Origin of the sequence: Thermanaerosceptrum fracticalcis, assembly GCF_000746025.2 — a bacterium.
Taxonomy (GTDB): domain Bacteria; phylum Bacillota; class Peptococcia; order DRI-13; family DRI-13; genus Thermanaerosceptrum; species Thermanaerosceptrum fracticalcis.
Genome location: NZ_CP045798.1, coordinates 2,137,973 through 2,151,726, shown reverse-complemented (window position 1 = coordinate 2,151,726; position 13,754 = coordinate 2,137,973). Strand labels below are relative to the sequence as shown.

General features: G+C 45.5%; 15 protein-coding genes. 14 read left to right on the top strand and 1 reads right to left on the bottom strand.

All coding sequences use genetic code 11. The features are described 5' to 3' along the window. Nucleotides 1–52 precede the first annotated feature (52 nt). On the top strand, nucleotides 53–328 hold the full coding sequence (locus BR63_RS11020; RefSeq protein ID WP_034420166.1) for a hypothetical protein: 276 nt from the start codon (nucleotides 53–55) through the stop codon (nucleotides 326–328). Between the two features lie 13 nt (nucleotides 329–341). Here the strand turns inward: BR63_RS11020 and BR63_RS11015 are convergent, their stop codons facing one another. Next, nucleotides 342–830 (bottom strand): hypothetical protein, encoded by a 489-nt coding sequence (locus tag BR63_RS11015; protein WP_034420164.1) that lies wholly within the window; start codon nucleotides 828–830, stop codon nucleotides 342–344. A 295-nt stretch (nucleotides 831–1,125) separates the two neighbouring features. Here BR63_RS11015 and BR63_RS11010 point away from each other — a divergent pair, with 295 nt between their 5' ends. From BR63_RS11010 to BR63_RS10950, 13 genes are all read left to right on the top strand, one after another. Further along, nucleotides 1,126–3,288 (top strand): S-layer homology domain-containing protein, encoded by a 2,163-nt coding sequence (locus tag BR63_RS11010; protein ID WP_153801999.1) that lies wholly within the window; start codon nucleotides 1,126–1,128, stop codon nucleotides 3,286–3,288. Nucleotides 3,289–3,479: 191 nt separating this feature from the next. Beyond that, complete coding sequence (gene sigI, locus BR63_RS11005) at nucleotides 3,480–4,187, top strand: RNA polymerase sigma-I factor (protein ID WP_034420160.1); 708 nt, start codon at nucleotides 3,480–3,482, stop codon at nucleotides 4,185–4,187. Between the two features lie 19 nt (nucleotides 4,188–4,206). Continuing rightward, the gene (locus BR63_RS11000) at nucleotides 4,207–5,154 is read left to right on the top strand and encodes an anti-sigma factor domain-containing protein (RefSeq protein WP_034420158.1); all 948 of its coding nucleotides are present in this window, start codon (nucleotides 4,207–4,209) and stop codon (nucleotides 5,152–5,154) included. A 285-nt stretch (nucleotides 5,155–5,439) separates the two neighbouring features. Beyond that, nucleotides 5,440–6,447 (top strand): hydrogenase small subunit, encoded by a 1,008-nt coding sequence (locus BR63_RS10995; protein WP_051965407.1) that lies wholly within the window; start codon nucleotides 5,440–5,442, stop codon nucleotides 6,445–6,447. 36 nt (nucleotides 6,448–6,483) lie between these two features. After that, complete coding sequence (locus tag BR63_RS10990) at nucleotides 6,484–7,923, top strand: nickel-dependent hydrogenase large subunit (protein ID WP_034420157.1); 1,440 nt, start codon at nucleotides 6,484–6,486, stop codon at nucleotides 7,921–7,923. Then, on the top strand, nucleotides 7,920–8,375 hold the full coding sequence (locus BR63_RS10985; protein ID WP_034420155.1) for a HyaD/HybD family hydrogenase maturation endopeptidase: 456 nt from the start codon (nucleotides 7,920–7,922) through the stop codon (nucleotides 8,373–8,375). The genes BR63_RS10990 and BR63_RS10985 overlap by 4 nt, the downstream gene beginning before the upstream one ends. A 48-nt stretch (nucleotides 8,376–8,423) precedes the next feature. Continuing rightward, entirely contained in the window at nucleotides 8,424–8,789 is a 366-nt protein-coding gene (locus BR63_RS10980) for a hydrogenase maturation nickel metallochaperone HypA/HybF (RefSeq protein ID WP_034420153.1), read from the top strand. After that, complete coding sequence (gene hypB, locus BR63_RS10975) at nucleotides 8,782–9,480, top strand: hydrogenase nickel incorporation protein HypB (RefSeq protein WP_034420151.1); 699 nt, start codon at nucleotides 8,782–8,784, stop codon at nucleotides 9,478–9,480. The genes BR63_RS10980 and hypB overlap by 8 nt, the downstream gene beginning before the upstream one ends. A gap of 43 nt (nucleotides 9,481–9,523) precedes the next feature. Continuing rightward, the gene (gene tatC / locus BR63_RS10970; protein WP_034420150.1) at nucleotides 9,524–10,261 is read left to right on the top strand and encodes a twin-arginine translocase subunit TatC; all 738 of its coding nucleotides are present in this window, start codon (nucleotides 9,524–9,526) and stop codon (nucleotides 10,259–10,261) included. A gap of 3 nt (nucleotides 10,262–10,264) precedes the next feature. Continuing rightward, nucleotides 10,265–10,462, top strand: coding sequence for a twin-arginine translocase TatA/TatE family subunit (locus BR63_RS10965; protein ID WP_034420149.1), 198 nt, complete (start codon nucleotides 10,265–10,267; stop codon nucleotides 10,460–10,462). Between the two features lie 34 nt (nucleotides 10,463–10,496). Further along, nucleotides 10,497–11,228: a twin-arginine translocase subunit TatC gene (gene tatC, locus BR63_RS10960; RefSeq protein WP_034420148.1), complete on the top strand. Its 732-nt coding sequence runs from the start codon at nucleotides 10,497–10,499 to the stop codon at nucleotides 11,226–11,228. Further along, entirely contained in the window at nucleotides 11,221–13,515 is a 2,295-nt protein-coding gene (gene hypF / locus BR63_RS10955) for a carbamoyltransferase HypF (protein WP_034420147.1), read from the top strand. The genes tatC (BR63_RS10960) and hypF overlap by 8 nt, the downstream gene beginning before the upstream one ends. Beyond that, nucleotides 13,515–13,733 carry a HypC/HybG/HupF family hydrogenase formation chaperone gene (locus tag BR63_RS10950; protein ID WP_034420145.1) on the top strand — a complete coding sequence of 73 codons (219 nt, stop codon included), beginning with the start codon at nucleotides 13,515–13,517 and terminating at the stop codon, nucleotides 13,731–13,733. Before hypF ends, BR63_RS10950 begins: the two co-directional genes overlap by 1 nt. Nucleotides 13,734–13,754: the final 21 nt, after the last annotated feature.

Genomic DNA, 13,754 nt, shown 5'->3' with positions numbered 1-13,754 from the left:
ATCTTTAAGGTAAACTGAAGAGGTATAATCAATAGCCTTGGAGGTAAAAACAATGCTCGGTTATAGAGTGGGTATATGGGGGTTTATCGAGAGTTTCATGCTTATTTTAATTATGGCCATACCTTTGATGTTTCTTATCGGAGTGATTATCTATTGGATAGAATGGTTAAAACAAGGCCAATCAGTGGATAAAAGAACGCTCCCTTCTTTAGAAAAAAGAAAATATAATGAAACACAAGATGATGCGGGCTTTGACAGGAAACGGCTCGTTGATGATAAAATCCCTCTATCAATAGATAAGGCGTCTAAAGACTTTAACGGTCTTTAGACGCCGCTTTTTTTTATCGACCCATCATGCCTCTGCCCATAGGACCACGGAAGGATTTGTTGGAACCATCTTTTTCACTGGCATTATGCATACCGGCAAATCCCTGTCCCATTGAATGTTGAGGCATATTTTTGTGGAATTCGGCCATTTCTTTCTGGTTGTTTTTGTGGATTTCAAGCATTTGCTGGTAAGAAGCGGTGCCTTCTTGCATCATCTCTGGTCCCATCACAAAAGGCTTGTTAGTATCCGACAGTTGAGTGGTCTGGGAACTGGCGGATGAATCGGCAGACGTAGTGTCTTGGGAAAGACCTGCGGCTGCATCTACATTTTTTGGCGTAAACATGTCTTGGGGCCGGTTCTGGTTCATATACACCCGTTGCTGGACAGTTTCGGGGGGTTGACCCACGAAGGCAGCCTTCATGGTGCTGGCATTGGCAATGCCTACTAAAGAGAGACCTAAGGCTACAGTGGTTACGGTAAGGAAAATACGGTTTTTGTTCACTTGATACTCCTCCTTATGTTTTTAGTGATTTGTGGTATGACGGCTGGAGTGAACCTTCCAGCGCCTTCACTAACTTTTTCGAGGAGGAAGACACGGTATAGGGGGGTAAGGTTCATGTAAATTTTGTCACAAAAACGTTAGACTGTTGCGAGAGGCTTGTTAAAGTTATCTGTTAGTATAGCTATGTCAATAATTAATGCTCTAGGAAAGGAGAGGGTTTTAAAATATATGTAAATTGATTAGAAAGTTTAAGTACTTGTGTTCTTTGAAAATTAAATTAAGTGAGGTTAAGACGGTGAAATTAGCTAAATCAAGGTTTATCGTGAAGTTAAGTTCTGTGGCTTTAGTATTTTTCATGCTGTTAAATATGATCTCTTTTGGTGGTATGAATACTGCTTTAGCTGATGAAACCCATACGGATCATAGTACCACAGTAACGGAGGAAGTCTATGCTGCCCCTGAAGAGGTACCTGCCGACATTAATGACAGTAACAGTAAAAGTGATAGTAGCGCCCCTAGTGAGAATGAAGTTACTTCTGATGTAAGCAATTCAAACAATGAAAGTGGTGAAAGTCCCAATGATCCCGTTCCAACCGGGGACAACGGCACCGGTAGTGAGACGGATATTGGCGACACTGGTAGTAATGAGGGGCAGGTTAGCCTTACGCCCGCAAATGGTGATTCCCAAGAAACAGTGACGGAAAATGAGGAAGGACTGGGCTTTATTGTCAGTGGAAAAATCTACGGGATAGCGGACAGCGAGCAGGTACAATTAATGTTAATGCGCGGAGAGGATATTTTCCAGGAAGTAACCCTGGAAGAAGGTGTGGTAGAATTCAGTTTTATAGATGTACCTGCAGGTGATTACGTTTTTTGTGTCAATATTAACAGTGTCGCGGCGGCCATGATGCCCATAAAGGTTGAGGATAGCGATGTCACTGCTGATCTGCATATTAAACAAATAACCGGTGTGATAACAGGACTGGAACCGGGTGTAAATGTCAGTATCTCTCTTGTGCAGCCTGGTAAAGACATGAGCATGGATCCTATGCCTCTAAACCTGACCGCAGAAAGCCAGGAAATAAATTTTACCATTAAGGTCGTCCCAGGAAATTATATTTTAAAAGTGTCGGCCCCTGGTTATGAGGAATATCTCTCAGAAGAGATTCTAGTAGGTGAAGAGGATGTTACTTTGGACCCTATAGAGATGGTCCCAACGGATGACTCGGATGACGATTCCTCTAATGACACAGGTAACGATTCCTCAGATAACAACGATACTACCGCACCTCAGGGCACCTTTTCCAATGACCAGATACAGCAAGCTATCAGCCAGGCTGACGAACAAATTAGCCTGACGGCAAGTACTGGTGCTGATAAGGTTGAGCTTACCGAAGCGCAACTAGCGCGATTAATTGAAGCAAATAAACCCGTAGCATTATCCTTAAACGGGGTTAAGTTCATTTTTAATCCCCAGATTCTGGACGTACCCCGGAACTCAACGGTGAGTTTTAGTGCCCAGGCAGTGAGTACAGGGGATATTAACAAACTTGTGGAAGGTACCTCCTTTAAACTGGCTGATAAGATTTATGAATTTAAGATAATTGTCTCTGATAACGGGATAGAGGAAGAATTTAGCCAATATAGTGAAGCTATTAAGGTAACAATGCCTGTGCCGGAAAAATACTGGCAGGACACATCACACTTAACCCTGGATGCCTTTTACCTTAACGAACAGGAGTCTAAAGTGCAGCCTCTGCAAGCCAGCCATAATGTTGAGGAAAGAACATTGACTTTTACCACTAACCACTTTAGTAAATATGCCATCTTGAGTAGAGCGGGAGGGGTGGATAATTCCGGCGGTGAAAGCGAAGATACTTCCAATGAAAGCCCCGTACGAGATTTTACAGATACTCAAGGTCATTGGGCTCAAAATGATATTTTGGAAATGGCGGGCAAGGGGTTGGTTAGTGGATATGAGGACCATGCCTTTAGACCGGAAGTAAATATCACAAGGGCAGAATTTACAGCAATCTTGGTAAGAATACTAAAACTTGAGGATAAAGCCTCAATTACTTTTAAAGATGTGTTGCCAGACCAGTGGTATTTTGAGAGCCTTGCCAAGGCCTATCAGGCAGGAATCGTCAGTGGTTATAGTGCGGAAGAGTTTAGGCCCAATGAATTTATTACACGGGAACAAATGGCGGTCATGATTGCAAATGCCATGACCTATGCAAAGTTGGATATGCAAAAAATCGGGCACGTAACATTAGACCTGGAGATGTTTGCAGACAAAGGACGCATTGCAGGCTGGGCTAAGGAGAGCGTTCAAAAGATTATGCGTGCTAATATAACGAAAGGTATTCCCTTAGAAGGGCAACTCTTGTTTTATCCGCAAAAAAATGCCAGTAGAGCTGAAGCAACAGTTATGTTATTAAGGTTAAGCCGCTTATTTTAAAGGTTAAGGGGATCAGGATTATCCTGACCCCTTTTAAATACACAAAAATGACAAACATGACAAAAGTCTTTGTTAAACTCATGCATATACGACCTCGCCCAAGATACCCAAGATATATTGTATGAAGTTTCGTATGACCACCTACCCAAACAGTTTACTTTTTTACGAAGTAATTAAGGGGTTGATGAATTTTGTTCTTACTAGGTCTAAAACAGCATATTCAGCGAGCCCAAAGAGGTGATGAGTACGCCCGGGAACAGCTAATCCGCAATCATCGCAACTTTGTGGCTCAGATCTGTTCAATGACCTGTAAAAGGTATCTTAACTGGGAGAATGACGAAGAGTTGAGCATTGGTTTACTTGCCTTAAATGAGGCCATCGACGGATTTGACACTAACGGAAAAGTAAAGTTTACCACCTATGCCCAGATGGTGATCAAGCGCCGTCTCATTGATTATTTTCGAGGGCAGGCTAAGTTTCAACGTGAGGTACTTACGACACCTCTTGAGGAAACCAATGAACTGGAAAGGGCCGCAGAGGCCCAGGCCTTTTTAAGTTACCAGGAAAGTAACTCCCAGGAGAGTCTGGTCCATTTGATAGATTATTACCGGAGCAGATTAGCAGTGTACGGGATAGATCTAAATGAACTACCTGAATATTCCCCAAAGCACAGGGACACCAGGGAATCCCTTCTCCAGGCTGCACTCGCTCTTGTTAATGACAGGGATATGCTAGATTTCTGGAAAAAAAACGGACAGCTCCCCCTGAAAGACTTGTGTGAGTCTACCGGTTTAAGTAGAAAGGTACTGGAGAAGGGGAGAAAATACGTAATTGCCCTGGCAGTAATTTTTACTGACTCCCGGTTAACTCCTTTAAAGCAATTCACTAATATTCCTTGAAAAAAAGGGAGTGGTTATCATGAAATCTAGCAAGGCAATGATCATGTCTGTAGAAGGCCGCTGTACAGTGGCCTATACTGAGGATGGGCACTTTATGAAAATACCAAAAAAAAGTTCCCATCAGGTAGGACAAGTATTAAATATTGAAAATGTAGAGTATAATCGACCGGCAGCTAGCGGAATGTGGCGGATAGCTGCTGTCGCTGCGGCAGTCCTGCTTCTTGTATTTATGGGTACGGTATACCCTGTACAACAGGCCCAGGCTTACTTAAGTATGGAACTAAATACGGGTGGTGTAGAATTCTGGACTGATCAAAACAATAAGGTGATTAAAGTCAAATATGCCGATTCCATTAACGATTTAACAAATATCCAACTGAAGGGTAAAGATGTGTATGAAGCCGTTTCTGCATTGACCTCTGAGGTTAAAAGAATGGGAATGCTGGAAGACAAAGATGGTATATTGTTGGTAAATTTAGCTGAACTGAAAAATCAGGGAAAGAATCCCTTAGAAGAATCTAAAATTAAAGAGGCCATTATGAAGGCTCTTAATGAGGAGCAGTATAGCGGTATGATGATGGTTGTAAGCAAGCATGACAGAGAGTTTATAGAGAGGGCTAATGAATTGCGACTCACTGCCAGTCAGTATTATGTTTATGAACAGGGTAAGGCTAAAGGTTATGAATTAACAACAGAAAAAATAAAACACGGGCAAATGCGCAATGTGTTAAATGAGGTGGGAACATCACCGGAAGAACTGTTTGGTATGCATAGAACGGTCACTAAGAATAGTCTCCAGGGACAGGAGGATAGCTCAGCAAATAAGGGTTCCCGTATGCAGTCTGGATCTGGCTGGCGGACCCCCACTTCTAATCACATGAGTATGCCTGATAATAATCAATCACCAACACCAAATACTTTTGAAGGTTCGCCCATGACCCCCAAACAACCGATGAACATGAGGTAAAAACAGAATCCCTTCATAACTTTGTGGAAGAAGGTTTTCCTTTAGGAAGACCCTTTTTTTTATATACAAAACCAAAATGAAAAAGGGGGTATGAGCTGAAAGGTAATACCTTTGTCAATAGCTCCTTCTTTATCTAATGTAAATGTCACGAAAAAGTCAATTCCACGACAATGTTTCGTAAATTTGCTCATTTACAATTAAAGTGTCGATGGGAGGTGGAAGCCATTTTCACAGGAGTTTATGGTATGTCAGATAGATATTTCAGATAATAGGAGGATTGTATAAATGCAAATTAATCGACGGGATTTTCTGAAATGGATTACCGCTTCTGCAGCGGCATTAGGATTGACTTCTTTAGATCTGGTAAAAGTAGAGCAGGCCTTAGCTGCTAGTACAAGCCCCCCGGTGATTTGGCTGCAGGGTGCCATGTGTACCGGGTGTTCTATATCATTGTTGAATGCGGCCAACCCCACTATTGATGATGTGCTGCTTAATAAAGTCAGTGTGAAGTATCATCCCAACCTTGCCGCGGCCGCCGGCGACCTGGCGGTTACCTCTATCATTGACACCTCGGATAAATATGCGGGTGAGTTTATTCTCTGTATTGAAGGGGGTATCCCTACTGGTGTTAACGGAAAATACTGTGTTATTGCCGATAAAGGGGGTAAAGATTGGACGATGCTGGATGCCGTAAACGAACTGGGATCCAAAGCCAAATATGTGATTGCGGTCGGGACCTGTGCAGCTTTCGGCGGCGTAGTCAAACCTTCAACTTATACAGGCATCAAGACAGTGGCTCAAGTTTTAAAAGGCAAAACGAAAAATACCATAATCAATTTACCATCCTGTCCGGTCCATCCTAATGTGATGGTGGGCACCATTGTAACTTTATTGACCAAGGGCATGCCCAGGTTGGACCGGTATGGCCGGCCTGTGGAATATTACACAACTTATGTTCATAATAATTGCCCCCGCCGACATACCACCATGGTAGACCAATACGGCAAATTTGGCTGTTATAAAGGAATTGGCTGCAAAGGGCCAAGTACCGTGTTTACCTGTCCACTCCTCAAATGGAATAACGGTGTCAACTGGTGTATCGATAAAGCGAATATGCAGTGTATAAGCTGTGCTTCACCCACTTTCCCCGCTGGTCCCTTTTATTATGGAGGTATGGGAGACATGGGTTCCCACTCCATGAGTTCCGGGGGCATGGGTTCCGGTGAAATGGGCTCTGGTGGTACGACTTCCGGCGGAACGGGATCTGGTGGAATGAGCTCCGGTGGAATGTAATGTTGATAAAAATCTACGAGAAAGGAATCATGACATATGTCTAAGAAAGTTATTACCATAGACCCGGTAACCAGGGTAGAAGGCCATTTGAAAATCAAGGTTGAACTGGATAAGGACAACAAAGTAGCTTCAGCCAATGTTACGGGCAACCTTTACCGCGATATGGAGAATATACTAAAGAACAGACATCCCTGGGATGCCATCCACATCACCCAGAGGATTTGCGGGGTCTGTCCTGTCTCCCATGCCATAGCCTCGGTCAAGGCCAATGAGCAGGCCATGGGTTTTACCCCTAGTGAACAGGCTATTCTGCGCCGTACGGTCATTCAGAGCAGTAATTACATGCAGGACCACATCCTCCATTTTTACCACTTGAACCTCATGGACTACATTGTAGGACCCCAGATGAATCCCTGGACGCCCGGCTATAGTGTGGATATGCGGCTGAGCAGCACGGAGACGGAGCGCCTGATTAACAATTACGTGGAGGCCCTGCAAGTCCGGCGCCAGGCCCAGGAAATGGCAGCTATTCTAGCAGGCAGGGTGCCTCATGTCATGAGTATTGCTCCGGGTGGAGTGACCATGGCCCCTGATGCCGACCAGATCAGCAGGATGAAGGATTATCTGGCCACGGTCACCAGCTTCATCAATAATAAATACCTGTCTGATGTGGAACTGCTGGCCCGGGTTTACAGCGATTATTTCGATATTGGTAAAGGTCCGGGGAATCTTTTGAGTTATGGGGTTTTTGATCAGCCTGATGGCAGTACCCTCTTTAAACAGGGAATCATCAAAGAGGGAACCTCCGGTAGTGTAGATCTGGATAAAATTAAGGAATATGTGGGGTATTCCTATTACTCCAGTCCCAGCGGCTTAAATCCTGCCCAGGGTCAGACCATACCTCAATACGGTAAGAAAGACGCCTATACCTGGTTAAAGGCGCCACGCTACGAAGGAGAAGTATATGAAGTGGGACCCCTGGCTCGCATGAAAATCAACGGCGATTATGCCGGGGGCGTATCTGTGATGGACCGGATTAAAGCGAGAGCCCTGGAAACGAAAAAGATAGCTGAAGCCCTGAAAGGCTGGTTGAATGAGCTGGCCCCGGGGGTAAACGCCTACGAGAAAATCACTACGCCACCGGATGCAGGGATGGGTATCGGCCTGACTGACGCTCCCCGGGGCGCCCTGGGACACTGGCTCACAATCACCGCTAAAAAAGTTACCACTTATCAAGTAATTACTCCTACCTGCTGGAATGCCTCACCCAAAGATGACAGCGGCATTGGGGGTGCCATGGAACAGGCCTTGATTGGCACTACGGTAGCCGATCCCGACCAGCCTGTAGAACTCCTGCGCATCGTCCACTCCTTTGACCCCTGTACCGGCTGCGCAGTCCATGTCATTAATCCCGAGAAAGGTGTAGACAAGGAATTTGTCATTGGTTATCCCAATGCTGTGGGGGTCAATGGATGAAGAAAACCGCGGTTCTAGGCATTGGCAATATCCTTTTGCAGGATGACGGGATTGGGATAAGAGTGGTCGAAAAACTGAAGGAAAAAGGTTCACTGCCTTACGTTGACATAGTGGACGGAGGGACTTCCACCCTGGACATGCTGGATTTGTTTTTAGACAATGAACGTGTAGTGATAGTAGACAGCCTGAAAGGAGGATATTCTCCCGGTACCATCTACCGTCTTAAGCCAGAACAATTAGGCAGTTATTACTCCTCGGAAATTTCTCTCCATGATACCCAGGTTTTAGACCTTATCAGGCTTGCGGCTATGATGGGGAAATATCCGGAAGTCATCATTATTGGCGTTGAACCCAAGGAAATCAAAGAGTCCCTGGAGTTAACTCCGGAGATAGAAAGGGTTCTTCCCCTCATTATGGATACGGTGGAAAAGGAAGTACAGCAGATTCATTAATAACGGGGGCTTTGACCCCCGTGACCACCTCACGAAAGGATGTAAGCAATGCACGAGCTTTCCATCATGCAGAGCATCTTTGAGATCGTTATGGAAAATGCCGCCAAACACCGCCTGAAAAAAGTGGAGAAAGTCCATGTGGTGGTGGGGGAACTTTCCGGAGTAGAACCGGAGGCCTTAAAGTTTGCCTTCTCCTTTTTTGCCCGTGATTCAGTGGCTCAAGACGCCGAGTTTTCTATTACTACGGTAGGTGTGAGTGGCAGGTGCCGTGCTTGTGGAGAAAAATTGGCCGGCATCACTAATTTAAGATGTAAGTGTGAAGTCAAACCCGATTACGAGATGCTTACCGGTAAAGAGCTGTATGTGGATACCATAACCGGAGAAAGTGAACTGGAGGAAGAAAAAAGTGTGTAAAAAAATTCATGTGGTCTCCGATATTTTACAAGCTAATGATGTATTGTCACTGGAATTAAGAAAAGAATTTAGCCGTCGTGGGATCTTTGTCATCAACTTTATGGGTTCGCCCGGGGCTGGCAAGACATCGATCCTGGAGAAATTGATCAGGGAACTGAAGGATGAAGTAAAAATTGCAGTCATCGAGGGAGATGTCTATACCTCCAAAGATGCAGAACGTATTGAACAGCAAAGGGTTCCCGTAGTCCAGATCAATACCGGCGGCGGCTGTCACCTGGACAGCAACATGATTAAAGAGTCTCTCGCTAACCTGCCCCTGGAGGAAATAGAACTGCTGGTGATCGAAAATGTGGGCAATTTAGTATGCCCGGCCAGTTATGACCTGGGGGAAGACCTTAAAATGGTGGCGCTCAGTGTAACCGAGGGTGACGATAAGCCTGCCAAATATCCTGCCATGTTCCAAAGGGCCAATCTCGTCATTATCAATAAGATTGACCTGATAGAGCAGACTAATTTTTCTGCCAGGCAGGCCCTGGCTGATATCAACATCATCAATCCCGGGCTGGAAACTTTTAATGTATCTTGCCGTACGGGAGAGGGTATCCCCAGGTTAGCGGAGCATCTCAAAGAAAGAGTTAGGAAGAAACAGGCTTTTTTCAAGGGGCAGGATCCTTATCAACAGGCTATTTAGGTACTTTTCTTTATAAACAGGTTTTGACGAACGGGGTATGGCCATGATCATTAATTATGTAAAGATAGTTGACCGGCTGGAACGGCTCCGTAAGATTCTTATCTTTTCTGCAGTAACAGTGCTGGCTGTGACTGTCCTTGTTTATTGGCGCACAGACCTGCTGATTACTTTTTTGGCAAGGCCTCTGGGTCAGCGGCAGTTGGTCTTTCTTTCCCCTATGGAAGGCTTTATGACCAAAATCCAGATCGCTTTCTTTACTGCCCTTGCCCTGTGCCTGCCCTTGATACTCTGGCAAGCTATCCGTTTGGCGGCACCCTTGCTGGGGGAGAGGCAGAAGAAGGTGTTTTACTGGGTGATACCATTGGCAACCCTGTTGTTTACCGTGGGTGTGGTCTTTGGTTTTACTGTAATCACGCCTGTTACCCTAAACTTCCTCTTAGAGACGGGACAGGCCTACATGACGGCAATGTTATCGGCCGGCCGCTATTTTTCTTTTGTTATCATACTCTCTCTGGGTATGGGGGTTGTGTTTCAGCTGCCCCTCATTGTGGCGGTCCTGGCGGCAGTGGGGATTATAACTTCCCGGATGCTGCGGGAAAAACGCAAGTTTGCTCTTCTGGGCATTTTGTTACTGACGGCTCTTATTACGCCCACCCCTGATATCTTTACACTAATGGTGGCCAGTGTTCCGGTGTTTATCTTGTATGAACTGAGCATTTTAGTGGTTTCAACTCTGGAAAAGTCCAGCAAAAAAAGACAGGAAACTTTACAGGAGGTATAAATTATGCCAAGCTTAGGTTTACCCGAATTAGTACTGATTTTAGTCATCGCCTTGATTGTCTTTGGACCCGGAAAACTGCCTGACGTGGGCCGTGCAGTGGGAAAAGCGGTTCGGGAGTTTAGAGTAGCTAAAGACAGTGTTCTCAGTGAAGCTAATGATGAACCCAAAAAAGAAGTGAATCCACAGGAAGCAGGTAAATAATATTTCATTGATCATACAAAGACAGGGGTTAGGTATGGATAAGAAAATGTCGGTAGTTGAGCACCTGGGAGAACTGCGCTATCGCCTGCTCTTCTCTCTTACAGCTTTTCTCATAGGTGCACTTCTGGTTTATCTCAATATGGATAATGTCATCAGGTGGCTTCTTGCCCCTCTGGGGGGGAAGACTCTGCATTTTACCGGTCCTGCCGACGGTTTTTTTATAACCATTCAGATTGCGGTGGTGGGGGGGATTATGCTGGGGTTGCCCGTCTTTGTCTACCAAGTATTAGCCTTTATTCTGCCGGGCTGTACCCCCAAAGAAAGGAGAGTTATTTTCTCTTCCATACCCCCGGCCATTATCCTGTTTTTTCTGGGTGTTTTATTTGGTAAACAGATACTTTTTCCCTTCGTATTACATTTTTTTATAGGTATTGGCGAGGCCTATCTTAACCCTATGCTCCTTGGCAGTAAGTATTTTTCTTTTTTGGTTCTCTTAACCCTGGCCATGGGACTCCTTTTCCAGATCCCCCTGGTTATGGTAGCTTTGAGCAGGCTCGGCGTGATTAAATCCTGCAAGCTCAGAGCTACCAGGATGTATGGATATATCAGCATCTTCATGGCCATGGGTATCATTATCCCGTCACCGGATCTTTTGACATTAGCTGGGGTGTGTTTACCCGTTATCCTGCTCTATGAATCCAGTATCTGGTTTATTTACCTGATGGAAAAAGTTAAAGCCAAGAAAGAGAAGATCAACTATGCCTAAGACAGTAAGGATTCATATGCATATCAAAGGTGTGGTGCAGGGGGTGGGTTTTCGCCCCTTTGTTTATAACCTGGCCCAGAGTTTAGGGGTAAAAGGCTGGGTTAACAATACCGTCCGGGGTGTGGAACTGGAAATAGAAGGTGAGGAACCAGTTCTCTTAAAGTTTTCGGAACGGATGAACGAGGAAGCCCCTCCTCTGGCTCTCATTGAGGAAATAACAGCAACCAGACTGGCTCCGGTTAATTATGAGAATTTTGTCATCAAGGATAGTGAGGGAGGAGAAGAGAAATTTACTCTCCTTTCGCCGGATACTGCCACATGTCCCCAGTGCCTGGAAGAGTTAAAGGATCCGGAGAACAGGCGTTATCGCTATCCTTTTATCAACTGCACCAATTGTGGTCCCCGTTTCACCATTATCAAAGACGTCCCTTATGACCGTTCCCTGACCACTATGGCCGGCTTTCTTATGTGTCCTGACTGCCAAAGAGAATATGATGATCCCCGGGATCGCCGTTTTCATGCCCAACCCAATGCCTGCCCGGCCTGTGGTCCCCAGGTTAGCTTGCTGGATGGCCAGGACAGGCCCTCGGAGGTAAAGGACCCGGTAGCAGAAGCCGTAACCTTACTCAAAAAAGGACACATTCTGGCCGTTAAAGGACTGGGGGGGTATCACCTGGTATGTGATGCCTTTAATAGTAGTGCAGTACAGGTGTTAAGAAGCCGCAAGAACCGGGAGGCCAAGCCCTTTGCCGTGATGATGCCGGACATGGAGACTGTGAAAAAACATTGTCTGGTCTCAAGGGAAGAAGAGACAGCCCTGAGCAGTCAGCGCCGTCCTATCGTACTGTTAGGGAAAAAGGCGGGCTCGCCCGTAGCTCCCGAAGTGGCGCCCGGTAACCGGTGTTTGGGTGTAATGCTGCCGTATTCTCCTCTTCATTACCTGTTATTTGACCAAGGTCTGGAAGTGCTGGTCATGACAAGCGGGAATAAAAGCGGGGATGCTATAGAATATGTGGACAGAGAAGCCCTTACTAATCTTAGGGATATTGCCGATTTCTTTCTTAGCCATAACCGGGATATTCATATACGTACCGATGATTCAGTGGTCCGTATTTTCAGGGGGAAAGAGATGGTGTTGAGACGTTCCCGGGGTTATGTGCCTTTACCGCTCAAACTGCCTTTTCAAGTGGACAATATCCTGGCTGTGGGAGGAGAACTGAAAAATACCCTCTGTCTTACCAAAGGAAGCAGGGCTTTTCTCAGCCAGCATATCGGTGATTTGGAGAACCTCAGTAATATGCAGGCTTTTGAACAGGCCGTAGAACACCTGCAAAAGGTATTCAATATTAGACCCCGGGTGGTGGCCTATGATCTTCATCCCGATTACCTGAGCAGTAAATTTGCCCAGGAGATGGGGAAATGTGCTCAAGTTGCCGTGCAGCATCACCACGCCCATGTAGCTTCCTGTATGGCTGAAAACGGCTTAATGGAAGAGGTGATAGGGGTGGCTTTTGATGGCAGCGGTTATGGTACTGACGGCAACATTTGGGGCGGTGAATTTTTCGTTGGAAGTTACGGAAATTTTGCACGCTGGGCCCACCTGGAATATGTGCCTCTACCTGGGGGCCCTGCCGCTATCAGACAGCCCTGGCGCATGGCCGTAAGTTACCTTTCCACCCTGCTTCCGGGAAGCATGCCCGAAAGGTTTTTACCGGAGTTGCAAAACATCGATGGGCAAAAGTTAGCCATGGTAAAAGGTCTCGTGACACACGCACATAAAAAATTGCTGACTTCCAGTGCGGGCAGGCTTTTTGACGGCGTGGCGGCTTTATTAGGTGTGAGACAGGAAATCAGCTATGAAGGACAGGCCGCTATCGAACTGGAACAGCTGGCCTTAACCGATGTCAATGTTCCAGGCTATAGTTTCACTATTAAGAAAGATACATTACCGTGGAAGATTGAACTAGGACCTATGTTTGATGAGCTTATCGCTGACCGATTGAACAAATATCCTGTGGAAATGATTGCTGCACGTTTTCATAAGACTGTGGCGGATTTAATTTTTATAGGTTGTATGAATATCCGGAAAGAGACAGGGATTAAGGGTGTGGTTTTAAGCGGTGGTGTTTTTCAGAACATTTTGTTGCTGAGTCAAACAGTACAACTATTGGAAAGGGAAGGTTTTACAGTTTATACCCACAGTAAGGTACCTGCCAATGACGGGGGCATTTCCCTGGGACAGGCGGTAATAGCGGGAGCAGGCGTGAGAAAAAGGAGGAATTTCTAATGTGTCTTGGTGTACCGGGACAGGTGATAGAGATAAAAAACAACATAGGGGTAGTGAAAATATCAGATACGCTGATCAAAGTAGGCTTGGATTTGGTAAGGCCGGTAAATGTGGGAGATTACGTGTTAATCCATGCGGGTTTTGCTATTCAAGTTATTGATCAAGAGGAAGCATTACTTACCTGGCAGTTGATAAAGGAGATGGTGGACAGTGCTTAGTACAATTGAAAAAAACAGTAC